At 48.1% G+C, this 23,989-nt stretch carries 23 protein-coding genes; 20 read left to right on the top strand and 3 right to left on the bottom strand.

The features are described from left to right. The first annotated feature begins 141 nt into the window (after nt 1–141). The 4 genes from FD01_RS11645 (at nt 142) to FD01_RS11660 (ending at nt 2,812) form a co-directional block, all read left to right on the top strand. Nucleotides 142–1,149: an aldo/keto reductase gene (locus tag FD01_RS11645; RefSeq protein WP_054716648.1), complete on the top strand. Its 1,008-nt coding sequence runs from the start codon at nt 142–144 to the stop codon at nt 1,147–1,149. Nucleotides 1,150–1,284: 135 nt separating this feature from the next. Then, nucleotides 1,285–1,602, top strand: a complete 318-nt coding sequence (locus tag FD01_RS11650; protein WP_235802964.1) for a thioredoxin family protein — start codon at nt 1,285–1,287, stop codon at nt 1,600–1,602. After that, nucleotides 1,595–2,338 (top strand): threonine/serine exporter family protein, encoded by a 744-nt coding sequence (locus FD01_RS11655; RefSeq protein ID WP_054716642.1) that lies wholly within the window; start codon nt 1,595–1,597, stop codon nt 2,336–2,338. The genes FD01_RS11650 and FD01_RS11655 overlap by 8 nt, the downstream gene beginning before the upstream one ends. Nucleotides 2,339–2,347: 9 nt before the next feature. After that, nucleotides 2,348–2,812 (top strand): threonine/serine exporter family protein, encoded by a 465-nt coding sequence (locus tag FD01_RS11660; RefSeq protein ID WP_056964443.1) that lies wholly within the window; start codon nt 2,348–2,350, stop codon nt 2,810–2,812. 875 nt (nt 2,813–3,687) lie between these two features. Here the strand turns inward: FD01_RS11660 and FD01_RS11665 are convergent. Continuing rightward, the gene (locus FD01_RS11665) at nt 3,688–4,590 is read right to left on the bottom strand and encodes a DMT family transporter (protein WP_162257366.1); all 903 of its coding nucleotides are present in this window, start codon (nt 4,588–4,590) and stop codon (nt 3,688–3,690) included. A gap of 420 nt (nt 4,591–5,010) precedes the next feature. Here FD01_RS11665 and FD01_RS11670 point away from each other — a divergent pair, with 420 nt between their 5' ends. From FD01_RS11670 to FD01_RS11700, 7 genes are all read left to right on the top strand, one after another. Beyond that, nucleotides 5,011–6,204: an ABC transporter substrate-binding protein gene (locus tag FD01_RS11670; protein ID WP_056964445.1), complete on the top strand. Its 1,194-nt coding sequence runs from the start codon at nt 5,011–5,013 to the stop codon at nt 6,202–6,204. Nucleotides 6,205–6,395: 191 nt separating this feature from the next. After that, the gene (locus FD01_RS11675; protein WP_054716631.1) at nt 6,396–7,589 is read left to right on the top strand and encodes an ABC transporter substrate-binding protein; all 1,194 of its coding nucleotides are present in this window, start codon (nt 6,396–6,398) and stop codon (nt 7,587–7,589) included. A 447-nt stretch (nt 7,590–8,036) separates the two neighbouring features. Further along, complete coding sequence (locus FD01_RS11680) at nt 8,037–8,915, top strand: branched-chain amino acid ABC transporter permease (RefSeq protein ID WP_056964447.1); 879 nt, start codon at nt 8,037–8,039, stop codon at nt 8,913–8,915. 4 nt (nt 8,916–8,919) lie between these two features. Continuing rightward, nucleotides 8,920–9,882, top strand: a complete 963-nt coding sequence (locus tag FD01_RS11685; protein ID WP_056964449.1) for a branched-chain amino acid ABC transporter permease — start codon at nt 8,920–8,922, stop codon at nt 9,880–9,882. After that, nucleotides 9,879–10,664, top strand: a complete 786-nt coding sequence (locus FD01_RS11690) for an ABC transporter ATP-binding protein (protein WP_054716628.1) — start codon at nt 9,879–9,881, stop codon at nt 10,662–10,664. The genes FD01_RS11685 and FD01_RS11690 overlap by 4 nt, the downstream gene beginning before the upstream one ends. Then, nucleotides 10,657–11,358 carry an ABC transporter ATP-binding protein gene (locus FD01_RS11695; RefSeq protein ID WP_054716625.1) on the top strand — a complete coding sequence of 234 codons (702 nt, stop codon included), beginning with the start codon at nt 10,657–10,659 and terminating at the stop codon, nt 11,356–11,358. Before FD01_RS11690 ends, FD01_RS11695 begins: the two co-directional genes overlap by 8 nt. Nucleotides 11,359–11,522: 164 nt before the next feature. Further along, a complete protein-coding gene (locus FD01_RS11700; protein ID WP_054716622.1) occupies nt 11,523–12,128 on the top strand; it encodes a hypothetical protein in 606 nt (201 codons plus the stop codon). A 41-nt stretch (nt 12,129–12,169) separates the two neighbouring features. Here the strand turns inward: FD01_RS11700 and FD01_RS11705 are convergent, their stop codons facing one another. Further along, nucleotides 12,170–12,628: a hypothetical protein gene (locus tag FD01_RS11705; protein WP_152164847.1), complete on the bottom strand. Its 459-nt coding sequence runs from the start codon at nt 12,626–12,628 to the stop codon at nt 12,170–12,172. Nucleotides 12,629–12,771: 143 nt separating this feature from the next. Between FD01_RS11705 and FD01_RS11710 the strand changes: the two genes are divergently transcribed. After that, nucleotides 12,772–13,725: a LacI family DNA-binding transcriptional regulator gene (locus tag FD01_RS11710; RefSeq protein ID WP_056964451.1), complete on the top strand. Its 954-nt coding sequence runs from the start codon at nt 12,772–12,774 to the stop codon at nt 13,723–13,725. Between the two features lie 52 nt (nt 13,726–13,777). On the opposite strand, the gene FD01_RS11715 is transcribed toward FD01_RS11710, so the two are convergent. After that, nucleotides 13,778–14,698 carry an aldo/keto reductase gene (locus tag FD01_RS11715; protein WP_056964453.1) on the bottom strand — a complete coding sequence of 307 codons (921 nt, stop codon included), beginning with the start codon at nt 14,696–14,698 and terminating at the stop codon, nt 13,778–13,780. Between the two features lie 148 nt (nt 14,699–14,846). Here FD01_RS11715 and FD01_RS11720 point away from each other — a divergent pair, with 148 nt between their 5' ends. The 8 genes from FD01_RS11720 to FD01_RS11755 all read left to right on the top strand — a co-directional run. Then, nucleotides 14,847–16,373 carry a Ppx/GppA phosphatase family protein gene (locus tag FD01_RS11720; protein ID WP_056964456.1) on the top strand — a complete coding sequence of 509 codons (1,527 nt, stop codon included), beginning with the start codon at nt 14,847–14,849 and terminating at the stop codon, nt 16,371–16,373. Continuing rightward, entirely contained in the window at nt 16,370–18,502 is a 2,133-nt protein-coding gene (locus FD01_RS11725; protein WP_054716616.1) for an RNA degradosome polyphosphate kinase, read from the top strand. Before FD01_RS11720 ends, FD01_RS11725 begins: the two co-directional genes overlap by 4 nt. 170 nt (nt 18,503–18,672) lie before the next feature. Then, entirely contained in the window at nt 18,673–19,245 is a 573-nt protein-coding gene (locus FD01_RS11730; RefSeq protein ID WP_152164846.1) for a hypothetical protein, read from the top strand. 11 nt (nt 19,246–19,256) lie between these two features. Next, nucleotides 19,257–19,544: a hypothetical protein gene (locus tag FD01_RS11735; RefSeq protein ID WP_056964460.1), complete on the top strand. Its 288-nt coding sequence runs from the start codon at nt 19,257–19,259 to the stop codon at nt 19,542–19,544. 311 nt (nt 19,545–19,855) lie between these two features. After that, entirely contained in the window at nt 19,856–21,187 is a 1,332-nt protein-coding gene (locus FD01_RS11740) for a 6-phospho-alpha-glucosidase (RefSeq protein ID WP_056964463.1), read from the top strand. 96 nt (nt 21,188–21,283) lie between these two features. Continuing rightward, nucleotides 21,284–22,063: a MurR/RpiR family transcriptional regulator gene (locus tag FD01_RS11745; protein ID WP_056964464.1), complete on the top strand. Its 780-nt coding sequence runs from the start codon at nt 21,284–21,286 to the stop codon at nt 22,061–22,063. Between the two features lie 20 nt (nt 22,064–22,083). Then, nucleotides 22,084–22,632 (top strand): PTS sugar transporter subunit IIB, encoded by a 549-nt coding sequence (locus FD01_RS11750; RefSeq protein WP_054716600.1) that lies wholly within the window; start codon nt 22,084–22,086, stop codon nt 22,630–22,632. A gap of 79 nt (nt 22,633–22,711) precedes the next feature. After that, nucleotides 22,712–23,989, top strand: a 1,278-nt coding sequence (locus FD01_RS11755) for an alpha-glucosidase (RefSeq protein ID WP_056964466.1), incomplete at its 3' end; no start/stop codon positions are given.

A 23,989-nucleotide genomic window follows, 5' to 3' on the forward strand; every position in this document is an offset into this window, starting at 1 on the left:
TAGGAAGTCGCCACGCTGAATGAAAGATCTGTCGCTGACAGGTCTTTTTTTGTGTCTTCAAAACATTTCAAATCAGAAACCGCTTGCCTTAAACCCACTCCAAGGTTGTACAGTAAAGGTATTAAACATTGGAGGTAAATCATGGAGTATACGCATTTAGGCAATACGGATATTGAAATCTCAAAATTGTGCGTCGGCGCGATGAGTTTTGGTCAAGCAGGGACGATGCATGATTGGACCTTGGATCCTGATCAAAGCCAACAAGTGATCAAGCATGCGCTAGATCTCGGGATCAACTTCTTTGATACGGCCAACACTTATTCCAAAGGTACAAGTGAAGAATATTTAGGGCGCGCGTTAAAGAATTTGACGACTCGCGACAAAGTGGTGATTGCCTCAAAAGTCTACTTTAATCCAGGCCGGTTATCCAAAGCGGCGATCGATCGCGAAATTGACGGGACCCTCAAGCGGCTTGGGACGGATTACTTGGATCTATACATCATCCATCGCTTCGATTACGACACGCCGATTCTAGAAACCATGTCGGCGCTTAATGATTTAGTCAAAGCTGGCAAGGTGCGCGCGATTGGCGCGTCGGCGATGTTTGCTTATCAGTTCTACAACATGCAGCTGGCAGCTCGCGATCACGGACTGACGCCTTTTGTGGCGATGGAGAACCACTATAACTTGCTATACCGTGAAGACGAACGCGAAATGATCCCTTTGTGCAAGCAAATGGGCGTGTCGCTGATGCCATACAGTCCCCTGGCGGCTGGCCGATTAGCGCGACCTAGCTGGGATGCGAACACTTTGCGCTCAAAAACCGACGTCGTGGCCAAAGGCAAGTACGATCATACGGAAGATACAGATCTAGAAATTACTAAGCGAGTGCACGAGCTAGCTGAAAAGCATCAAGCTACAATGGCGCAGATCAGTATCGCCTGGCAATGGGCCAAAGGGGTGGCAGCGCCGATCATTGGCGCGACTAAGGCCAAATACCTTGATGATGCGGCTGGGGCGTTTAAAGTGAAGCTGACGCCTGAGGACATTGAGTATTTACAAGCGGCGTATGTCCCGCACAAAGTCGTTGGCGCAATTACCGCTAATCCTCCTCAAGGTGTGACCTTGTTGGACGCGGATAAGAAATAACTTAGCAAGTCGTGGTCGACACAGATCACGACTTTTTCAATGCTGACTATGTGGCGCTTTAGTTACAAACACACGTGTTTGTTGGGTGACAGCCAGTAACATGTTACAATCTAATTCGAGGTGAAAATGATGGTGATGGCAGTAACGCGTAAAACCTTAGCAACACAGATCCAACACGGCACTACAGTATTAGAGCTGTGGGCACCTTGGTGTGGGCCTTGTAAAATCATGAGCCCAATGATGGCGAGTTTGGAAGCCGAACTGCCGATGCAAGTGGTCACGATGAACATCGATGACGACAAAAGTGTCGCCGAGCAGTTTCATATTCAAAGTATTCCCGCAATGATCGTCTATCACGAAGGCAAACCGTATGAAAAAATCGTCGGGGCTTATCCCAAAGCAAAACTCAAAGCTCATCTTGAAAAAAGCATCGAGGCAGCTGCACATGCATAACGAGCTCCTAGAAGTGTGCCTGCTTGCCGGACGCATTATGATCGAAGGCGGCAGTGAAATGTACCGGGTGGATGATACCATGCGGCGCATCGCCGTTAACGGTGGCGCTCAAGATGCCTTGGTGTTCACCACGCCGACTGGGATTTTTATCGGGTTAGGCAATGAGTCCAAGACTTTGCTTTCCCCAATTGACAAGCGTTCGATCGATATGGAAAAAGTCGCTCAAGTCAATCAACTGTCCAGAAGCTTTGCGGCCCATGAACTCGGCTTACATGAACTGCATGAGGCGTTGCATCACCTGGATCAAAATACGCCCTTTTTCCCATTTTGGTTGCAAGTGTTGGCGGCTGGCGTGTGCAGTACCATGTTGATGGTGGTATTTGCGCAAGCTTACGACTGGTTTGATATGCCGTTGGCCGCAGTAGTCGGTGCGTTAGGCTTTATCGCCTATGCCAAAATCAGTCCACTGACTCGTGTGCGCTTTATTTCAGAGTTAGGCGGGGCGTTTGTCGTTGGGGTGACGGCTTGGGCTGGGGTGAAACTCGGCGTTGGTCGCAATCTCGACAATGTGATCATCGGCGCTGTAATGCCATTAGTGCCAGGCGTGGCGATCACCAATTCTATTCGCGACATGTTAGCCGGGCATTTATTATCTGGCATTGCGCGGGGCATGGAAGCCTTATTGTCGGCAGCTGCGATCGGCGTAGGCATTGCATTGATTTTTCGATTTTTCTAGGAGGGCGCCATGCCATATTGGTTACAGTTTTTAGTCCAATTAAGCTTTAGCTATGTGTCGACGGTGGCGTTTGCCATTATTATCAATGTGCCGCGTCGGGCGTTGAACTTCGCTGGCTGGGCCGGTGCGATCGGCTGGATCGTGTATTGGGTGTTGACCTATGACTTGGATGTTGGCCGCATGATGGGCAATTTACTCGGGGCATTTGCTATTGGGATCTGTGGGATGATCTTCTCCCGCATCAAAAAAATGCCGGTGATCATTTTCAACATTCCTGGTTTAGTCCCGTTGGTGCCAGGGGCGACTGCCTATCAAGCGGTGCGGGCGCTGGTCTTAGGCCAAATCGATAAAGCCTCCAAGCTCACTGTGCGCGTGGCGATGGTGGCAGGCGCGATCGCTGTCGGGTTTATGCTGGCGCAACTGTTAGCAGAACAAACTTACCGTCACCCAGTTGGCGGCAAGTACAAAGCGTGATATGATAAGGGTATGCGATGAGTCGAGTAACCACGCACTATGTGGTGAAAGTTGCAGCTGGCAGGCATGAATCACCACCCGACGGATTTCGGGGCCAGTGGATAAGCGGTTGTGGAGCCACACTGTCCTTATCTATTCGTAGATACTGCTAAAAAAGGATCACGACATTAGCCGTGATCCTTTTTGATTGCGCCAAAACGTGTTATTTAATTGCCGGTTCAAAATGGAAATATTAATTCAAAAGTGGTTCACCGCCAAACAAATGCGGCCTTCACTTTACGCTCGCAATTTTTTAACATTAGCAGTCTTGGGGCACAACAAATCCACGAAACAGCGAACCATTTCGTGGATTCACGGCTTTTAACCGATTCAATTACGTCCATGCCCTTCAAAACTTTCAAGCGCGTGTCTGCGCAACCGCCACTTCTTAGGCTTTGGCCGCTTTCAGAACTAGTCAGCGATGCATTCGCTTTTCGTCCACAGGCGTCACTTGCTTCTCGTGTTACCACGAGGCAAATCGTCCATTCACACTTGGTATGAGTCCGAGAGGGGACCCTTATGTGCCGGCACGACTGATGCTGAGACCCACTGCCGTCAAACAGACTGGCAATGTGGATCGATCTCACTCGGGTTTGCGGGGAACTGCCCCCCGTTGCGAAGTAGTGCGGGTGACGTGCGCTAAGCCACCCCTTCCTCCTAGTTAACGCTTACAGAATAACACCAGCCAAATTCATTGTCCAGCTTTTTATTGTAAAGGTTTTGTATCGCGACATCGAATTTTACGATGAATAATCGCACTTATAACGCATCGATGTTATATTGGTATATTTCGTTTTAAAAAACCATCGCAATGACACTGCGATGGCTTAACGGCGCTATTGAATTTTGCGTTTCGGCGTCCAACTCATCATGACCACTGCCCCAAGCACCATGACGATGCCGAAGAATTGCAAGGTGTGAAAGCCTAACGCTAAGAAGATGATCGATAACACAGTGGCGGTCAAAGGCTCCAAGTTGCCGATCATCGAAGCAATCGCTGGGCGCAATGTTTTTAAGCTGGAGACATATAAGATATAAGCCAAGAAGGTGGCGCCAAAGACGATGAAGGCGATCGCAACCCATGAGTACAAATGCAAACCTGCGGGGATGTGCCACACAGGCGCTAAGAAGTTCATGAACACCGCGCCGACGATCAAGCCCCAGCCGACAATGACTAACGGCGGTTCATGCAACAACAATTTTTTCGGTAACATGGTGTAAGCCGCCCCAGTCACCGCTGCTAAAATACCCCAAAACACCGCGATCGGTGCGACATGTAACTTCGTCGGGTTGCCATCCGTCACCAATAAGAAAACGCCGACTAAGGCAATGACGATGGCGATCGTATCGATCGGCCTAGGCATCGTGCGTTCGCGCACACAAGTGACCACCGTGATCATCGCCGGCACCAGGGATAACATGATCGTGGCCAACGCCGCATTCCCATAAAAAATCGCCAATAAATAAGTAAATTGAGCAAGCGCCACGCCAATCAAGCCGAATAATAACAAGCGAATTGCATGCGCCTTGTTGTGCCATACGCGCAATAAAGGTTGTTTGGTGACAATCGCAAAAATCAACATAGCAATGCCAGCCCAAGTTAAGCGCATGGAGACTAACCAAGCAGGTGTGGCATGTGATGTGTTGAAAACAACATTGGCCAAGACGCCCCCGATCCCCCACATTGTTGTCCCGCAAGCCGCGCGGATCGCAGCGGTGCGTTTGTTATTTTTTGCCATGTTGTCGCCTCCAAAGATAAATCCAGTTGGGGTCATCCCAACCAGTTAAAATTCCGCAATGTGACCAGTATAACAGAGCCTTTCCCAGATGCGGCAAAATTTATTTTGCCCAGAACGGTTGACAATTAAGAGAAACAATAGTAGATTCTAATTAATCATTAATCTAGGAAAAGGGGGATACATCATGAATAATCAAAATCAAACCATTGTATCTACCCGCCTAGACTTGGCCTTGTTGTTGAAGCAGAGGACTCGATCGTAGTAAACACTACGAATTGAGCCCTCTGCTTTGCGTTGATGGGGCTCATCACACCACTAGGTGATTGGCCTCATCCACAAACGGATGGGGCCATTTTTAATGAGTTGCAAACCGTGGCGCGCGCGGCCAGCAGACAAAATGAAAAAAAGGGAAGAATACTCATGAAAAAGACAATCACTAAATTTGTAGGGGCCGCCGCAACTGTTGCTGCGATTATGGCCATGGCCGGCTGTACTGCTAAGAACTCCAGTGCCAAGGGCAACACTGCCACTGGCGACAAAGTCAAAATCGGGTTGAACATGGAATTATCTGGCGCGGCTGCAGGCTACGGCGAACAACAAAAGCAAGGCTTCCAACTCGCTGTTAAAGAAATCAACAAAGCTGGCGGTATCAAAGTCGGCGATAAGAAAATGAAGATCCAAACGGTCATTCAAGATAACAAGACGACCACTTCAGGCTCTGCCTCCGTTGCCGCACAGCTGGCTACCAAAGACAAAGTCACTGCAGTTGTTGGACCTGCCACTACTAATGACGGGACGGCCTCGATTCCTAACATGACCAAAGCTTATGTGCCAACAGTTTCCCCATCTGCGACGGATCCTGATTACACGCTGCAAAAGAACGGTAAAGTTCAGACTTACGTTTTCCGCGCTTGCTTCAACAACGACTTACAAGGTGAAACCGCAGCGCATTTTGCCAACAATACGTTGAAAGCTAAGAACGTAGCGATCCTGCAAGACAATTCCTCTGATTATGGGACTGGGTTGGCCAGTGCGTTTAAGAAAGCCTTCAAAGGTTCTGTGGTTTCCAAGCAATCCTTTGCTGAAGGCGATAAAGACTTCAATGCGCTGCTCACCAACATCAAATCCAAAAACATCGACGCGATTTACGTGCCAGGTTACTACTCTGAAGTCGGCTTGATCATCAAACAAGCCCGCCAAGCTGGGATCAATGTGCCGATCATCGGTTCTGATGGTATGGCGGATCCAAAGTTAGCCAAAATCGCCGGCGATCAAAACGCAAGCAAGATTTACTACACCACGCCATTTTCCACGATGTCTGGTGCCACCAACAAAACCGCAAAGAAGTTCATGGCTGACTTTAAAGCGGCTTATGGCCAAGATGCGCCAACCTTCTCTGCTTTAGCTTATGACTCTGTACTGATGATCAAGCAAGCCATTGAAGATGCCAAGTCTACCAACTCTGTCAAAGTGGCCCAAGCCTTAGCGAAGATCAAAGACATGCCAGCCGTAACTGGGACCACTTCTGTTGATAAGAACCATGACCCAGAAAAGCCGATCGTCGTTGAACAAATGACCAAAGGCAAAGTGGTCAGCGCCACTGCCGTTAAATAGCGATTAATGTGATACTTCTCATTGAAGAATCCTTTTAAACTCCTGATTACAGATTCTTAAGATTTGAATTTGTTGAGAAAAATGTGAATATTTCGTTGACTTTTAATAATACTCCCATGTATTATTAATACATTCACATGACGAACTCAATATGAGTCAAAAGCTTGGGATACGAGAAAGAGGGATTTTCAATGCAGAAATCAATGATCAAACGTTTTGCTGAAGTTGGCGCCGTGCTGGCTTCAGTCGCCTTAATGGCAGGCTGTACTGCCAAAGCACAAAGTAAAGGCAACACTGCCACAGGCTCTACGATCAAAGTCGGGGTCAACATCGAATTGTCAGGTGTCGGTGGTGGTTACGGGGAACAAGTCAACAATGGGATCGACTTGGCGGTTTCTCGCATCAACAAAGCTGGTGGCTTTAAAGTCAACGGCAAGACTTACAAGTTTAAAACCATTACCAAAGACAACAAAACTGCCACATCCACCGCAGCTTCTGTTGCCGCAGACTTGGCGGATAACTCTAAAGTCTCTGCTTTGATCGGGCCAGCCACAACTGGCGCTGCCACCGCAGCCTTGTCTAACGCCACCAAAGCCCAAGTGGCTCAGATCTCACCATCTGCTACCGCACCGGCTTACACAGAACAAAAATCTGGCAAGGTGCAACCTTACGCCTTCCGGACTGCCTTCACCGATGATTTCCAAGGCACGCAAGCTGCTAAGTTCGTTGAAAACAACTTGAAAGCTAAGAAAGTGGCCATTTTAGCTGATAACTCTAACGATTACGGCAAAGGCTTAGCTGCTGCGTTCAAGAAGGAATATAAAGGCGACGTGGTTTCCACGCAATACTTCCAAGCCGGTGACAAAGACTTCAATGCCGTTTTGACCACGTTGAAGAACAAAGGCTTTGATGCTTTGTACATCCCTGGTTACTACACCGAAATCGGCTTGATCATCAAACAAGCCCGGCAAATGGGCATCAACACCCCAATCGTCGGTGGTGACGGGATGATGGATCCAAGCTTGACGAAAATCGCCGGTGCCAAGAACGTGACGAACGTTTACTACACCACGCCATTCTCTACGCTGTCTGCGAAGTCCGACAAAACGGTTGCCGACTTCATGTCCGCATACAAAGCTAAGCATCACACCACTGCTTCTGCGTTCAACGCTTTAGGTTACGATTCCGTTTACCTGTTGAAACAAGCCATCCAAGATGCGAAGTCCACGAACTCCGTTGATATCGCCAAGGCTTTAGGCAAGGTCAAGAACTTGAAGGGTGTCACTGGGACGATGACTATCGATGCCAAGCATAACCCTGAAAAGACGATTTCAGTTGAAAAGCTGGTTAACGGTAAAGCCGTTTCCGCAACTGTGATCAAATAACTGGTGGATAGCAGGAGGCGTAATGCCGCCTGCTATTGCACTGATTAGCCATAGGCAACGATTTGAAATTGTTGGCATCACTATCGGTCGTTTCAGCTTAGGACCAGCGTTCAACCCTTGTGTCATCAGCATTTTCCATGGTCACTGGTGACGCATTGAAACGTGTTTCTTCTATATAAATAGCAACGTTTAAAGTAATCGCGGAAAGCTTAGGCGGAGGTTTGAGATCCGTAGGCGCGCTGGACACCAGCCGTCGCACCGTTGTTAGGCGTTTACGCCTTACAACGGCGCGGGATAAAAGATCCACTCGCGGTCTTTGGGAGTTAGCTTTTATTTCGCGGATTGCGTTCCGTGTCCAGCGCGCCGCAGGATTTCACACCGGAGCCTGAGCTTTCCGCACCGCCATTATTTTGAATCAATCGGAATTTTAATTAAGGAGGCGATCTCTTGCATACAGTACTGCAACAAGTCATCAATGGCCTGTCACTTGGGAGTATCTACGCGCTGCTGGCGCTGGGCTACACCATGGTTTACGGGATCATCAAGCTGATCAACTTTGCGCATGGGGATATTTACATGCTCGGGGCGTTTTGGGGCTACTATGTGATCAACACCTATCATGTCGACTTCATCGTCGCATTGCTTTCAGCGATGATCGTCACGGCGTTGGCAGGGATGATCATTGAATATCTCGCCTACCGCCCATTGCGGAATTCACCGCGGATCACCGCTTTGATCACGGCTATCGGGGTTTCCTATTTCTTGGAAAATGGGATGTCGTATTTATTCGGCGCCAATACCAGAAACTTTCCGCAAGTGGTCAAACAGCATAACTTCACGGCATTAGGCATCAGTATTTCCAACATTCAAGTGCTGATCTTAGTGACGGCGTTGATTTTAATGATCTTACTCCAACTGATCATTCAAAAAACCAAAATGGGTACCGCCATGCGGGCTGTCGCGGTGGATCAAGAAGCCGCAGCGTTAGTTGGGATCAACCCTGATCACGTCATTTCCTTTACTTTCGGCTTAGGCTCGGCTTTAGCTGGGGCTGCCGGGGTCTTGATCGGTTTGTATTACAACTCGATCGACCCATTAATGGGGATGACACCTGGGATCAAAGCCTTCGTCGCTGCTGTTGTTGGTGGTATCGGGTCCGTTCCAGGGGCTGCTGTTGGTGGCTTTTTGATCGGGTTGTTGGAAACTGGCGTGCAAGCGATCGGCTTGTCCGCTTACAAAGATGCGGCGGTTTACGTCGTGTTGATTTTGATTTTGATCGTGCTGCCTGCAGGGCTGTTAGGCAAGAATGTGAAGGAGAAGGTGTAAGCTTATGACCAAGAAAAAACTTCAAGCCATCGCATGTTGGCTCGCAGTGATGATCGTCGGCTTTGTCCTCATCAACGCGTTAGTCTACGTCGGCGTGATCGATGCCTTTATTGAAAACATGCTGGTGACCATCGGGATCAACATTATTTTAGCCACTGGGTTGAATTTGATCATCGGCTTTTCTGGCCAGTTCTCCTTAGGCCACGCTGGGTTCATGGCAGTCGGCGCTTACGCTACTGGAATCATTTTACAAGCGATGCCGACCACCGTTGGGTTCTTTGTTTCGATCGTCGTCGGCATTGCCATTGCCATAGTGGTGGCAATCATTATTGGGATCCCAACGTTGCGTTTGTCAGGGGACTATCTGGCAATCGCCACAATGGGCGCCGCTGAAATCATCCGCGTGGTGATCAACAATATGAAAGTTACCAATGGTGCTGCGGGCTTATTCAACATTCCGCAATTTGCCACATGGCCTGTGGTTTACATTTTCGTTTGCTTAACCACTGCGGTGATCGTCAACTTCGCCCATTCACGGGCCGGGCGCGCGATCCAAGCCATTCGTGATGATGAAATCGCTGCAGAAGCAGTCGGCATCAACCCGACTAAGTGGAAGTTAGCCGCCTTTGTCTTAGGCGCTTCAACTGCCGCAGTTGCTGGGTCGCTACATGCTAGCTACATCCAAACCATTGCGCCAACCGATTTTGGGATCATGAATTCCATTGCCATGTTGATCATCGTGGTGCTCGGCGGTGTGGGTTCGATGACTGGGACCTTCTTTGCCGCTGTCGTCTTAGGCGTTTTGGATACGGTATTACAAAGTTTCGGGACGCTACGGATGGTGATTTACGCGGTGGCGTTGATCGTGATCATGGTCTTCAAGCCAACTGGGTTGCTCGGGCGTTATGAATTCTCATTTGCTCGCGTCTTAGATCGATTCCGCAAGAAAAAGGAGGACGCCGCATGACCACATTATTAAAAGTGGACCACGTGTCCAAAATCTTCGGCGGGCTCAAAGCGGTCGAAGATGTTTCGATGCATGTTGAAACTGGCGAACTGGTGGCGTTGATCGGGCCTAACGGTGCCGGGAAAACCACGCTGTTCAATGCGTTAACTGGGGTATCGCCAGCCACTGAAGGGACAGTTGCGTTCCGCGTTGGGGATGAAATGGTGTCTTTAGATAAGAAGAAACCTTATCAAGTCGCCAAAATGGGCATTGCCCGGACTTTCCAAAACATTCGCTTGTTTCATCAATTGTCTGTGCGCGAAAACTTGCAAGCGGCAATGACGCATCGCTACAAAGAAGGCTTTGTGTCGAGCATTTTACGCTTGCCAGCATTTGCTAAGCAGGAAGCGTTGGCGAATAAATGGACGGATGAGATCTTGGCCAAATTAGATCTCACCGATGTTGCTGATGTGATCACCGCCAACTTGCCTTATGGGACGCAACGCCGGATTGAAATTGCGCGTGCGGTGGCCACTGATCCGCAGTTGATTTTCTTAGATGAACCAGCAGCAGGGATGAACCCTGAAGAAACTGCCGACTTAGCGCATTTGATCAAGCGTCTGCAAACGGAATTCGGCTTGACGGTGGTTTTGATCGAACATGATATGTCGTTAGTCATGTCGTTGGCTGAACGGATCTACGTGCTGGAACACGGCAAGTTGATTGCAGAAGGTACCCCAAGTGAGATCCAACACAACGACGCCGTGATCAATGCGTACTTAGGAGGTGGCGTGCATGCTTGATGTTCAAGGCTTAAAAGTCAACTATGGCGCAATTCACGCGGTACGCGGCGTTGATTTCAATGTGCAAGATGATGAAATCGTCACCTTGATCGGGGCCAATGGGGCTGGGAAATCGACCATCGTCCATACCTTGTCTGGAATGCTCAAAGCCGCAGCAGGTACGATCAAATATGGCGATCAAGACTTGACCAAAATGTCTGCCGCTAAAATCGTCGGCGCCGGCATTGCGCAAGTGCCAGAAGGACGTCGGATCTTTGCGGGCTTGTCCACCATGGAAAACTTGAAAATGGGGGCATACTTGGTCCCTCGCAATGAACAAAGCGATGTGTTGGCCAATGTCTTCGACCAATTCCCCGTTTTAAAAGAGCGCAAAAACCAAGATGCGGCCACGCTTTCTGGTGGTGAACAACAGATGCTGGCGATGGGGCGGGCGTTAATGGCGCAACCCAAGCTGTTGATGTTAGATGAGCCTTCGATGGGCTTGGCGCCAATTTATATTTCCAAGATCTTCGATATCATCAAAACCATCAACAAACAAGGCGTGACCGTCTTACTGATCGAACAAAACGCGCTTCAAGCGTTGCAAATCGCCAATCGCGGTTATGTGATCGCCAACGGGACGGTGCAATTGACGGGCACTGGTTCAGAACTTTTGGCCAATCCAGAAGTGCAAAAAGCCTACTTAGGTGGGTAATCAAAATGAAAAGTCCTCTAATTGTTGCGAGTTGAACAATTGGAGGCTTTTTTGCTTAACATTCTATTGATTCACCATCCGAATATTTGTGAAGTGACTTGCAAGTTTATCGGTTTCAGTGCAATATTAAAGCATACGTGATTAATTGAAATCGGGGGCTGAACATGGGGCAAGTCATCGGAATCGCAAAACAATTATGGGTACAAGAACTCGTGTGGGGCGTGTTGTTGGTGCTCGTGATCATCGGCTATGTGCGGCGGTTTAATCATATCGGCCGCACGCAATATTTGCGCACGCAACGGCGTCACCATCAAGAAACCATCGGGCATACCAGACTGTTGGCCATTTTGATCGTGATCGGGGCGGCCTTGACCTTTGCGGGACATCAATTCTGGCCGCAAGTCTCAGCCGTCGCTGATCACATCACTGGCGTGTCAACATCTAAATCGAGTTCGTCCAGTCATACTAAAAAGTTGGCTTCAGAAGCATCAAGCAAAAAAAAGTCATCGTCTAAGAAAAAGTCGTCGTCATCCAGCAAGAAAACCGTTACTGCTGAATCTGCGGTCACCATCGTCGAAGGCTATTATAAAGACCATCCTGATGAACAAACGGATACGATTTCGCAGTACAAAGCCGTTGGCACTGGCAGCGATTCAGCTGGCGCGTATGTGTTTAAAGTCGGGGCTTATGGGGTCGATGATACTGGTGCTACCAGTGAATTACATGAATATTGGGTCCATCGCGACGGGAAGTTTGACGTGGCGTACTGATCGCTCAAACAACGCATTCGAAAAAATCGAATGCGTTGTTTTTAGTTGAGGACGGTTAATTTGCTGAGCTGAATACTAGGGATCTGTTTGGTGTCAGTGAAATCGACCGTCATGATGTGCGCCTCTTGGGTTTGCGCCTGCGGAACTTTCGTGGTGACTTGCACTTGGGCAAACGTCGGGGTGTTTTCAGGCACCTGCGCAACCTTGTAAACGCTCAGCGGACTATTCTCTTGCAAATAGCGGGCTTCAGATACGCGGACGCCATCTTGAAAGTGTGCGCGCAATGCTGAAACTGAATTGAATTTGGCGGTGTCGGAGCCGGTAAACAAGACATATTGGTCACCAATAGCATAAAGCACGCCTTGGGTGGTGACGGTCAAAGTTTTTGCTGCGTGAGAAGAACTGGTAGCTGATGTTTGTGGGGTTGTCGCAGCGGCGTGGCAGCTGGCAAGCCCCAGTAAGGCAGTTGCGCTTAAGAGCAAGGCAGTACGTTTCATCATCAGGACTCCTTGTCATTGAATTGGAAGCGCCGTCATTAACAGTTTACCATACGTGTGATTAATTTCACGAAATTGATGAGTTCTGCGTATCGAAAGCGCTTATCGTGGTAGAATAAATGGAGTACACGAATGGAGGAGTGGCGATGGCGACGTTATCTGATGTGGCAAAAGAAGCCAATGTCTCAAAAATGACCGTTTCGCGGGTGATCAACCATCCTGAACAAGTTACCGAAGACTTGCGCTTGTTAGTGATCAACGCGATGAAGACCTTGAATTATCGACCGAACTCCGCCGCCAAAGCGTTGGCGCAAAATCGCACCAATGTGGTCAAGTTCTTGATTTTAGAAGACATCGACACCACCGAGCCTTATTATATGAACTTGTTGTTTGGCATTGCGCGGGGCTTAGACAAGCAACAATATGCCTTGCAACTGATCTCAGATCGCGACAAACTCAATGCTGGTAATGCCGACGGATACTTGATCACTGGGGCACGTACCAAAGATTCTGAGTGGCTGGACCAGTTAGAGAAGCCTTTGGTGTTATACGGCGAGAATCGTTACGGTTATGATTTTGTCGATACGGATAACAAACTTGGCGAAACCATGGCGACAGAATATGCCTTAGCCAAAAACTATCAATCGATCATTTTCATCGGCATCGACGTCAAAGAGCCTTTTGAATATTCGCGCGAAGCTGGCTATATCAACACCTTACAACAAAATGGGCTATTGCCGCGCATTCATCGCATGGCCAACCGCTCGCATATTTCTCAAGGCTTCATCAATGACCATTGGGCTGAATTTGCGCGCAATACCTGCTTTGTCTGTGCCTCAGATCGCTTAGCCATCGGGGTGGTGCGCGCCATTTTAGCTAAAGGTGGGCGCATTCCCGATGATTTTGGCGTGATCGGCCATGATGGGGTCTTTTTGGATCAAGTGTCCAACCCACAGCTCACCACCGTACAACAACAAGTCATGAGTTTAGGCGAACATCTCGCACGGATGTTGCTGTCTAAAATCGATCAATCAGGGGCGCAACAAGGTGAAGTGCTACTGACGCCACAATTAGTGGCGCGCGGGACGACTCGCCCATAAAAAAACACTCAACCGAAATTTGTTTCGGTTGAGTGTTTTTGACTTTTAAGGTTTACGGCAAATCGTTGCCGGCAGCTAAGTACAAATCATACCAGTCTTGATGGGTCAACGTAATGTCGCCAGCTTTGGCGATGCCTTCGATGCGCGCGGCATTGGTGGTGCCGGCGATCACTTGGAAGTCGCCAGGGATGCGCAAGATCCAAGCCGCAGCGATGGCGTTGACATCCACACCGTATTTGTCAGCCAGTTCGTGCAACTTTTTGTTCAGTTCTGGGAACTTTGGATTGTCGATAAACACGCCTTCAAAGAAGCCATATTGGTATGGGCTCCAAGCTTGAATGGTCATGTGATGCAAGCGGCTGTATTCCAAAATGCCGTCATCATGCGCAGTGGCGCGCTCGTCAGTCATGTTGGTATGGAAGCCAAAGTCGATCATACCGGTGTGCTTTAAGGACAATTGCAATTGGTTGGCAAACAAGTGTTGCCCAACGGCTTGTTGCAACAATTCAACTTGGCCAGGGTTGAAGTTCGATACCCCGAATTGCCGGACTTTGCCAGCGTTTTGTAAATCAGAGAAGACTTCAGCGATGTCGTCGGGTTCCATCAACACATCAGGCCGATGCAACAACAAGGTGTCGACGTAATCGAGGCCCAAGCGCTTCAATGAGGCGTCGACGGCTTCAACTAAGTGTTCCTTGGAGAAGTCATAGGCTTCACCTGGGCGAATGCCGACTTTGGTTTGGACCAAAACGTCGTCGCGGCTGAAGCTAGCGTTTTTCAAGGCTTGGCCAAACAAGGTCTCAGCTTTGCCGCCGTCATAAATATCCGCATTATCAAAAAAGTTGATCCCAGCGCCATATGCGCGATCAAGCAATTCAGTGGCGCCTTTAACGTCGAGTTTGGTGATGCGCATGACCCCTAGCGCGATCGGGGATGCGAGTAAACCAGATTTACCTAAGTTGATCAGTTTCATGGTACGCCTCCAAAAGGGTTATAATCGTTTCATTAAAAATAGCGTAGCACACGTGGTTTGCAAATGAAAGCAATTCCAAACTCTGCGATAACGCTTTTGAGGTGTTATCATGGAGTTAGTGACAAGTTAAAATCAAGGAGTGTTGGGTATGACAAGTGACCGCGGATTTATTGTGATCGGCGCACAAGCGATTTTTTTTAGTATCACCAATTTGCGCACGTTAAAAGAGTTAGAGCGCGGACATTATCCAGTGGCGATCGGCGAAGACATTTTTGCCACGCATCAAATTCAACCTGACACCGTCGACGCCGCAGTGTTGGCGTTAAACACCATTCGGCAGCTGTTCAATGACTATGGCGTATCGGACACCACCGTCGTCGGCAGTCACAGCTTTTTTGAAGCCGACAATGCGCAATTTGTATGGGATCAAATCGTTTCGCGTACCGGCTGGCAGATTCAACGCGCCACGCTGTCTCAAGAAGCTTTCTACCGCACGCAAGCGGTGTTTGCTCGCTTTCCTAATTTTGAGACCATCACCAAAAAAGGCACCGTGTTGATCGACATCTCCAGTGGCTCGGTGGAATTGACTGCCTTTACCAACGGGGAGTTTGGCTTTTCTCGGAATTTAAGCTTAGGGCCGCTGCGCGTATTTGAAGTGATGAGCGACATTCAAGCCAGCGTGCCAAACTATGTCGAAGTGATGCGCGATTTCATCGATTCGCGGTTAGTGGACTTCATGCGCTTGTTGCCGGCAGATGTGGATTATCACAACATGATCATCATGGGCAGCGCGTTGTCGTTGCTGGAAACCTTGATCCCTACCGGCAAAACTGCGGTGGAAACCGATCGTGAAGGCTTTGACTTGCTGTATCACGAAGTCATCCACTCCAGTGACCAATATCTGGCTGACACGTATGAATTGCCGCTGAATCAAGTGTCGCAAGTTTTGCCAACGGTGTTATTGGTTTATCGCTTAGTGAAAACCTTGCACGCTTCTAAAATTTGGGTGTCGAATTTGAAAATGCTCGACGGCTTGGAAGTCAACTCGGCGTTATCTGCTGGCTACAAGCCAGTCGCCTTAGATCCGACGCAAGAAATCGTGATCTCTGCACAAAACCTGGCTGATCGCTATCAAGTCGACCCCAAGCATCGTGATGCCACTGTGACTTTTGCTTTGCAGTTATTCGACCGCTTGAAAAAACTGCACGGCTTAGGCAAACGCGAGCGCCTATTGTTACAAATCGCCGCGATTGTCAATGATATCGGCAGTTATGTCGACACCCACAAGCACTATGAACACTCCGATTACATCATTCGGGCGTCGGAATTGATGGGCCTTGATGCCATCGAACAGCAAATGGTTGCCACCATTGCGCGGTTCCACTCTAGCGATTCGCCACAAATCGATCTCGGGGACTTGCCGCTGATGTCTTCAGCGCGCCGGTTAACGATTGCCAAGTTGTCAGCCATTTTACGTGTGGCAGACAGCTTAGATGCTTCACGCCAACAAAAGATCCAATCCATTCGCGTGTCGCAAAAGTCCGATCAAATCGTGTTAACCGCCACCGCCAATGACGATGTGGAATTGGAGCGTTGGACTTTGAAGCGTAAAGGCCAATTTTTCGCGGCAGTATTTGGCTTGCCGATCGTGTTGAAAGGAAGACTGTCCATATGAGCAAGAAATTTGAAGATCCGAAATATTTTACTAACCGCGAATTGTCTTGGGTTGCCTTCAACGACCGAGTCTTAGAAGAAGCCCGCGACCGTGAGAATCCTCTGCTGGAACGCGTGCGCTTTTTAGGCATCACCCAATCCAACCTCGACGAATTCTTCAATGTGCGGGTGGCGTCATTGCGCAAAATGGTCGCGGTTAACTACCAACGCCCAGACGCAGCCGGCATGACGCCAAGTGATCAACTCGAAGGCATTTCCAAAGCCGTTCACACGATGGTCGAGAAGCAGTACAACACTTGGTCGCGCATGTTGCGGCCAGCGCTTGAAGACGTCAACGTGCGTTTGCGGAATTTTGATGAATTAAGCGATCGCCAACATGAATTTGTCGATGATTATTTTCATCAAGAACTGTATGCGGTATTGACTCCGATGGGCGTGGACCCAACCCGGCCATTTCCATTTTTAAGCAATAATTCGTTGAACCTCGCCATTCGTCTGCAAAAAGATGAAGAAGAAAAAGCCTTTGCCTTGGTGCAAGTGCCTGATGTGTTCCCACGCGTGGTGCGCTTGCCTGATGCGCCGAATGATTTCATTTTGCTGGAAACCATCATCGAGCATTACTTAGACGAATTGTTTGTCGGCGCGACGATTCAAGAATGCGCGGTGTTCCGCGTGACGCGGGATATGGATCTGGATGTGGCAGAAGAAGACACGTCAGATTTAATGAAAGAGATCCAATCGCAACTCAAAAAGCGCCAACACGGCAAAGTCATGCGCTTGGAATATGACGCGGACATGGGCAAATACTTGAAGAAGCACTTGCTCAAAGGCTTGGAGTTGACTTCTGATGCGGATCTTTATGCCATCAAGGGCCCGATCGACTTGAATTTGATGTCCAAGTTGGCCAAGCAAGTGCAGAATTTACCTGAATTGAGTTTCCCGAAGTTCACGCCGTTTCGCGCCACGGCACTCAAAGGCAACTTGTTTGATGTGATCCGCGATCATGATGTGTTATTGCAACATCCTTATGAATCCTTTGCGACGGTGGTGGACTTTATTCATCAAGCTGCCATCGATCCGCAAGTACTCGCGGTGAAAATGACGCTATATCGCGTATCATCGAAGTCGCCGATCATCAGCTCGCTGAAACTCGCTGCACAAAACGGCAAACAAGTGACGGTGTTAGTTGAGCTCAAGGCGCGTTTTGATGAAGAAAACAATGTGCACTGGGCGCAAGAACTCGAACGTGCCGGGTGTCATGTGATCTACGGGTTAGTCGGCTTGAAGACGCACTCCAAGTTAGCCTTAGTGGTGCGGCGTGAAGAATCAGGCATTCGCCGCTATATGCACATGGCCACTGGGAACTATAACGATGTCACTGCCAACTTCTATACGGATATGGGCTTGTTTACCGCCAATGCCGAAATGGGCGCTGATGCCAGCAACATTTTCAATATGTTGTCAGGTTTTTCAGAGCCGGCCTACTTCCACAAGCTGGTGATTGCACCGATGGGCATTCGCGACCACTTGATTGACAACATCAACCAAGAGATCCAAAATGCCAAAGCAGGCCGCAAAGCTTTGATTCGCATGAAGATGAACTCATTGTCAGACACTCGGATGATTCAAGCGCTGTATGCCGCCAGTGCCGCCGGGGTCAAAATTGAGTTGATTGTGCGCGGGATCTGTAATTTGAAAGTTGGCATTCCTGGTGTATCAGAAAACATCACCGTGCACTCGATCGTTGGGCGGTTCTTGGAACACAGCCGGATCTATTATTTCTACGCCAACGGGGATGAAACCTTGTACTTATCCAGCGCTGACTTGATGAAGCGCAACTTATCCCGGCGCGTGGAATTGTTGTTCCCGATTTTGTCCGATGATGTGCATGAAAAAGTGATGTCGATCTTTGACACCATGTGGTCGGATACCGTCAAAACGCGGCTATTGCAACCAGATGCCACTTGGGAGCGCGTCGACTTGCGCGGCAAGACTTTGATCGATTCACAACAGGTCTTTATGAGCCAAGCCATTGAAGCCGCTAAGCTTCAGCGTGAAGCGCACGCTGACGATGACCCAGCGGACTTGCATCGGTTTACGCCGATGAAGGCGCCTCAAGAACGCGAATAAATTATGCCTGACGCCGCTGTCTCGTGATTCTTTTTGGAATTATGAGACAGAGGCGTTTTTGTGTCATCAGGCGCAACGCGGAAAAATAGTTTTTCCAAAAGTATCAAATGGCCTTTGTTTTGCAAATATATATCGTGAAGGGGATGTTGGCACAGGCACGAGGAGATGATATGATGAATGCAGTCAAGACACTGACGAGCTGGTACGAATTGCCGTGGTGGGTAGGGTTTAAGGAAGTCTTGGTGTTGTTTGGCTTTGTTTTAGGGATGATATCAGGATTGATCGGGGTCGTGACCTATCGGCGCAATACCGCGATTCGAGCGCAAGACGTTCGCGCAAACCAAATTCGCCGCACTTATGAAGTGATGGTGAGCTATCCTATCACGATTCGGGGAAAAGTATTGACAGTGACGCAACAGTTGAATCAAGGTATTGCTGCAATTGATGAATTGCGGCAACAAGGTGTCGATGAAGGCAGATTAGATGAGGCCTTGTTGAGGATTGTGATGGAGTCCGAGCTCGTTGAATTGTTGCATGTATTGGATCCTTACGGTTTCTTGTTAGGAAATCAAGATTATCTGTTTGCCGATGAGGTATTGAATACTTTTGCCTCAGAAGTGAGGCGGGTGTTGTTAAATCAACAAATTGCTTCAAGTATTGACGGTATTATGAAAACTTCAACCATGAGCGGCATTACGCAATTACAGCAACAATTGCGTGATCATCAGGCACAACGCAGATAGGAGAAATAGCGATGACACAAACTTCTTGGTTAGACAGTCGTGAAGCCGCAGTGGCGCATCTTCATGAAGTACTAAACCACCCTGCAACAAAAGAAAATAATTTAGAATTGGTCAATCAATTGCGCGCACAATCTGGTGATCGACCATTAACAATGACCGAATATCTAGATGTTTTGGAAAAAAGTCGGCGCGGGATTCATTCGTATGATGAAGAACCTCAAACAAAGACTTTCTTCCAGCGCTTACGTCAAGCGTTAAAAAATAGTCGCGATGCATTTAAGACGACGATGCGCAAATAGTGTCACCAACAAGTACAGTAGACAAAGTGATTGCCTTTGCAGGTGCAATCACTTTTTTGTTTGCCGATTAACTATTGATGTCGCATCGACAATGTTTCATGCCACGACCTGGGTGTCTAGCGATCTGAAATTAAGGCGCTGGTTGGCTTGCTGCGGCGTCATCAAGGCCGAAATATATTTCAATTCTTGAATCGTTTCGCTATTTTTGGAATATTTCCCAGAATAATTGAAATCGCTTGCAAGAATTTGCTTTGAATCTGATACTCGAAGGGTAAGCACGTCGAATAATCGCGAGCGAAAGGAGCACTAACATGACCAAACAAGCCTTTTCTGTTCTGATCGCCGGTGGTGGGAGCACCTACACCCCTGGGATCGTATTGACGTTACTGAACCAACTCGAGCGTTTTCCAATCAAAACGTTGAAATTTTATGACAACGATGGCGAGCGTCAGCAAGTCATTGCTGATGCCTGTGCCATCATCATCAAAGAACGGGCCCCGCAAATTGAATTTTTAGCAACGACTGATCCTGAAACAGCCTTTTCTGATGTTGATTTTGTGATGGCACAGATTCGCGTTGGCAAATATGCCATGCGGAGCTTGGATGAAAAGATCCCATTGAAACATGGCGTTGTCGGACAAGAAACCACTGGACCCGGAGGCATCGCCTATGGCTTGCGTTCAATTCCAGGGGTCATCGAATTGGTGGATTACATGGAACGTTATTCACCAAATGCGTGGATGTTGAATTATTCCAACCCTGCAGCGATCGTTGCTGAAGCCACGCGACGCTTGCGCCCCAATTCTAAGATCATTAATATCTGCGATATGCCGATCGATATTATGGATCGGATGGCTAAAATTGTCGGTTTAAAAGATCGCAATGATTTGGTTTTTCGCTATTATGGGTTGAATCATTTTGGTTGGTGGACAGATATTCGCGATCAACAAGGGCGCGATTTGATGCCTGAGATCAAAGCTTACGTGGCTAAAAATGGTTATTGGCTAGGTGGCGATTATGATGCGCAAACTGAAGCCAGTTGGGCGCGAACCTTTAAAGCCGCAGCGGATGTGTATGCATTGGATCCAACGACGTTACCGAACACCTATTTGAAATATTATTTGTATCCGCAAGCAGTGTTGGCTCACGCCGATCCCACTTATACGCGTACCGATGAAGTTCGAGCGCATCGTGAAGCTTATGTCTTTAGCGAATGCCGGCGCGTGGTTCAAAACGGCACCGCAAAAGATATCACCTATACCGGCGATGAGCACTCAACGTATATTGTGGATCTTTGTACAGCAATCGCGTTTGATACCAAGCAGCGCATGTTGGCCATTATTCCTAGCGCCGGTGCCGTGGCGAACTTAGATCCGACAGCGATGGTCGAAGTGCCAGTATTGTTTGGTGCCAATGGGCCAGAACGTTTGGCTATGGGCAATGCGGCGACGTTCCAAAAAGGGTTGATCACGGAACAAAACTGCGTCGAGAAATTAGTGGTAGACGCGTACATTGAACGTTCCTACACCAAATTATGGGAAGCGATGAGTTTATGCAAAATTGTACCAGACGCTGCAGTGGCCAAGGTCATTCTCGACGAGATGATCGTGGCCAACCGAGATTATTGGCCAGAATTGGCTTAGTGTCTGCTAACAGTGCGTAATGTTTGGTAAATTGAGTTGTTTGCGCTATCATTTCAATGCGGTATCATGAATTATCAATAGAAATGAGGGGCTACAGTGAAACTCGAATTAATGATCAACCAAAAATACGCGCAACTGAATGAAACCGATAAGGAAATTGTCACGTTCATTGTGCAACACAAGTCTTTCGTACGGGCCTCAAGCTTAGAACGAGTTGCCGGCGAATCGTTATTTTCCAAATCATCGATTTTCCGCGCTTGCAAAAAAATCGGCTTAACTGGCTACAGTCAGTTGCAATATTTATTGCAAGCTGAGTCTGCAGATGAAGACGTCACGACGACAAGTTCTGATTATTTGTCGCAAACCGTGAAATCGTTACTGTGGACGGTCAATCAGTTTAAAGGCACTAAAGTGGATGAGGTGTATGCAGATATCGCCAATGCTGGTTCGATTTATATTTATGCGACAGGCTGGATCCAACAAATCGCAGCTGAGCAATTACAACGGGATCTATTTTTGCTTGGCATCGATACCTTTGTTTTTCCGCCAGCGGCTGAAGAAGTTGCCCAACCACGACATAACGTTAAAGTTGGCGATTTGGTGATTATCATCTCGTATAGTGGCATGAATACCACAGTTTTGCATTTTATGGATAGTTTGAAAATGCAAGGCATCAAGATCGTGTCCTTTACCTCATTCCGCCAGAATCAAATCGCCCAAGCGAGCGATCACAACTTGTATTTCGATGTGGTATCCAAAAAAATTGGGACGCAAGATCGGCAAGAGAACTTCTTTGCTAATCTCCATATCTTGATGGATATCTTCACCATGGGCTTGTCGAATTACCTCACGAATCATGCACCAAAAGAAAGCTGATCACGAAGGAACGATTGCAAATGAAAAGGGATTTTAGTCAACTGGCTTCAGGATATATTGCCGCATTAGGCGGCAAAGCTAATATCGATACGATGATCAATTGTGCCACGCGGTTGCGGGTGTTGGTCAAAGATTTAGACGCGGTACAGCCAGCATCAGCTTTTACCGATTTAGGCGCGGTTGCTGTCACCACACATCACAAAATGGTGCAGGTGATTGCAGGACTAGATGTCCCCCAAATCATCCAAGAGATGCAAGTACAACTCAATGGGATGTGTCGACCAGATCAAACGCTGGATGAATATGGATTAACTTATGATGGGGAACGCGCTCGGATCTTATATGAGTGCTTAGGTTTGCCAGAAAACGTGCAACTGGTGACCACAACTGGTAGTGCAGTCGTCGTTCAAGTTCGCGATCTTGAATGGGTCGATCCCTTTGATGTCATGTTGCAATTAGGCATTGGCATCACGAGTGTGGATAAGCACGGTCGCCAAGTGTACGTGTATATGAGTGGCGCAACCAGTGTGGCCAAAGAATTGAATCACTTGATTAAAAAGCATCATTGAGAACTTTTTTCACTCTGTCAGAAAACGAAGAAAACGAAAGTCGATAAGGCTGATTTGAGAATGAATCGAGGAGAAAACGATGAATAAACATTGGTGGCAAGAAGCAGTGGTTTATCAGGTGTATCCACGGAGCTTTCAAGATACGAATGATGACGGCATCGGGGACTTGCAAGGCATCATTCAGCATTTGGATTACATCAAAAATCTTGGCGCAACGGTGATTTGGCTCAATCCAATTTATCGCTCGCCTAATGATGACAATGGTTATGACATTGCGGATTATCAAGCCATTATGCCAGAATTTGGCACGATGGCAGATTTCAAGCAATTGCTTGATGCAGTTCATGCACATGGTATGAAGTTGATGATGGATCTGGTGGTGAATCACACTTCAGATGAACACCGTTGGTTTGTCGAAGCCAAGCAAAGTAAAACCAGCCCTTACCATGATTATTATATTTGGCGGGATGCACCAGCTGGTCAAACGCCGACGAATTGGCGTTCTGAGTTTGGTGGCTCGGCTTGGCAATATGTCCCTGAAGTGGGCCAGTACTATTTGCATATTTTCAGCAAAAAACAACCAGATCTCAATTGGCAAAACCCTGCCGTTCGCCAAGATATTTTTAGCATGATGGACTGGTGGTGTGAGCAAGGCATCGACGGCTTCCGCATGGATGTGATCAACTTGATCTCAAAGCCCGACACTTTTGTCGATGATCCAACCTTGGCGGATGAAGCCCATGGCTCATCGTTGGCGATGGTGGCCAATGGCCCGCATGTGCATGATTACCTTAAAGCGATGCATCAACAAGTGCTCAGTCAGCATGATTTGATTACAGTGGGAGAAACGCCAGCGGCAAGTACTGAAGATGCGATCAATTACACTGGCTTTGATCGCGATGAACTCCAAATGGTATTTCAGTTTGAACACATGGGCTTAGATGATGACCCAGTGATGGGCAAATGGACCGACAAAAAAGTCCCATTGCTCGCGCTGAAACAAACGCTGTCCAAGTGGCAAACGGCTTTGAATGGTCGCGCTTGGAACAGCTTGTACTGGAACAACCATGACCAAGCGCGGGCGGTATCGCGCTTTGGCAATGATGCGCCTGAATATCGGGTGCTTTCTGCCAAAATGCTGGCGAACTGTTTGCACAATATGCAAGGCACGCCTTATATCTATCAAGGCGAAGAGTTGGGCATGACCAATGTCGCGTTTGATCAAATCAGTGATTATCGCGATTTGGATACGTTGAATGCCTACCATGAATTAGTTGATTTGCAACACACAGTTGATGATAAAACCTGGATTATTCACCTCGGTATTTGGGACATGAAATCGCATCTGGCCGGTCTG

Origin of the sequence: Lacticaseibacillus manihotivorans DSM 13343 = JCM 12514 (genome assembly GCF_001435035.1) — a bacterium.
GTDB classification, from domain to species: domain Bacteria; phylum Bacillota; class Bacilli; order Lactobacillales; family Lactobacillaceae; genus Lacticaseibacillus; species Lacticaseibacillus manihotivorans.

Coding starts and splice junctions, on each gene's coding strand:
- FD01_RS11705 (WP_152164847.1), bottom strand. CDS start 12,628: ATGATGAAACGTACTGCCTTGCTCTTAAGCGCAACTGCCTTACTGGGG.
- FD01_RS11660 (WP_056964443.1), top strand. CDS start 2,348: ATGCCATATTGGTTACAGTTTTTAGTCCAATTAAGCTTTAGCTATGTG.
- FD01_RS11700 (WP_054716622.1), top strand. CDS start 11,523: ATGGGGCAAGTCATCGGAATCGCAAAACAATTATGGGTACAAGAACTC.
- FD01_RS11730 (WP_152164846.1), top strand. CDS start 18,673: ATGATGAATGCAGTCAAGACACTGACGAGCTGGTACGAATTGCCGTGG.
- FD01_RS11710 (WP_056964451.1), top strand. CDS start 12,772: ATGGCGACGTTATCTGATGTGGCAAAAGAAGCCAATGTCTCAAAAATG.
- FD01_RS11735 (WP_056964460.1), top strand. CDS start 19,257: ATGACACAAACTTCTTGGTTAGACAGTCGTGAAGCCGCAGTGGCGCAT.
- FD01_RS11675 (WP_054716631.1), top strand. CDS start 6,396: ATGCAGAAATCAATGATCAAACGTTTTGCTGAAGTTGGCGCCGTGCTG.
- FD01_RS11645 (WP_054716648.1), top strand. CDS start 142: ATGGAGTATACGCATTTAGGCAATACGGATATTGAAATCTCAAAATTG.
- FD01_RS11690 (WP_054716628.1), top strand. CDS start 9,879: ATGACCACATTATTAAAAGTGGACCACGTGTCCAAAATCTTCGGCGGG.
- FD01_RS11665 (WP_162257366.1), bottom strand. CDS start 4,590: ATGGCAAAAAATAACAAACGCACCGCTGCGATCCGCGCGGCTTGCGGG.
- FD01_RS11715 (WP_056964453.1), bottom strand. CDS start 14,698: ATGAAACTGATCAACTTAGGTAAATCTGGTTTACTCGCATCCCCGATC.
- FD01_RS11685 (WP_056964449.1), top strand. CDS start 8,920: ATGACCAAGAAAAAACTTCAAGCCATCGCATGTTGGCTCGCAGTGATG.
- FD01_RS11670 (WP_056964445.1), top strand. CDS start 5,011: ATGAAAAAGACAATCACTAAATTTGTAGGGGCCGCCGCAACTGTTGCT.
- FD01_RS11650 (WP_235802964.1), top strand. CDS start 1,285: ATGGCAGTAACGCGTAAAACCTTAGCAACACAGATCCAACACGGCACT.
- FD01_RS11695 (WP_054716625.1), top strand. CDS start 10,657: ATGCTTGATGTTCAAGGCTTAAAAGTCAACTATGGCGCAATTCACGCG.
- FD01_RS11720 (WP_056964456.1), top strand. CDS start 14,847: ATGACAAGTGACCGCGGATTTATTGTGATCGGCGCACAAGCGATTTTT.
- FD01_RS11750 (WP_054716600.1), top strand. CDS start 22,084: ATGAAAAGGGATTTTAGTCAACTGGCTTCAGGATATATTGCCGCATTA.
- FD01_RS11725 (WP_054716616.1), top strand. CDS start 16,370: ATGAGCAAGAAATTTGAAGATCCGAAATATTTTACTAACCGCGAATTG.
- FD01_RS11655 (WP_054716642.1), top strand. CDS start 1,595: ATGCATAACGAGCTCCTAGAAGTGTGCCTGCTTGCCGGACGCATTATG.
- FD01_RS11740 (WP_056964463.1), top strand. CDS start 19,856: ATGACCAAACAAGCCTTTTCTGTTCTGATCGCCGGTGGTGGGAGCACC.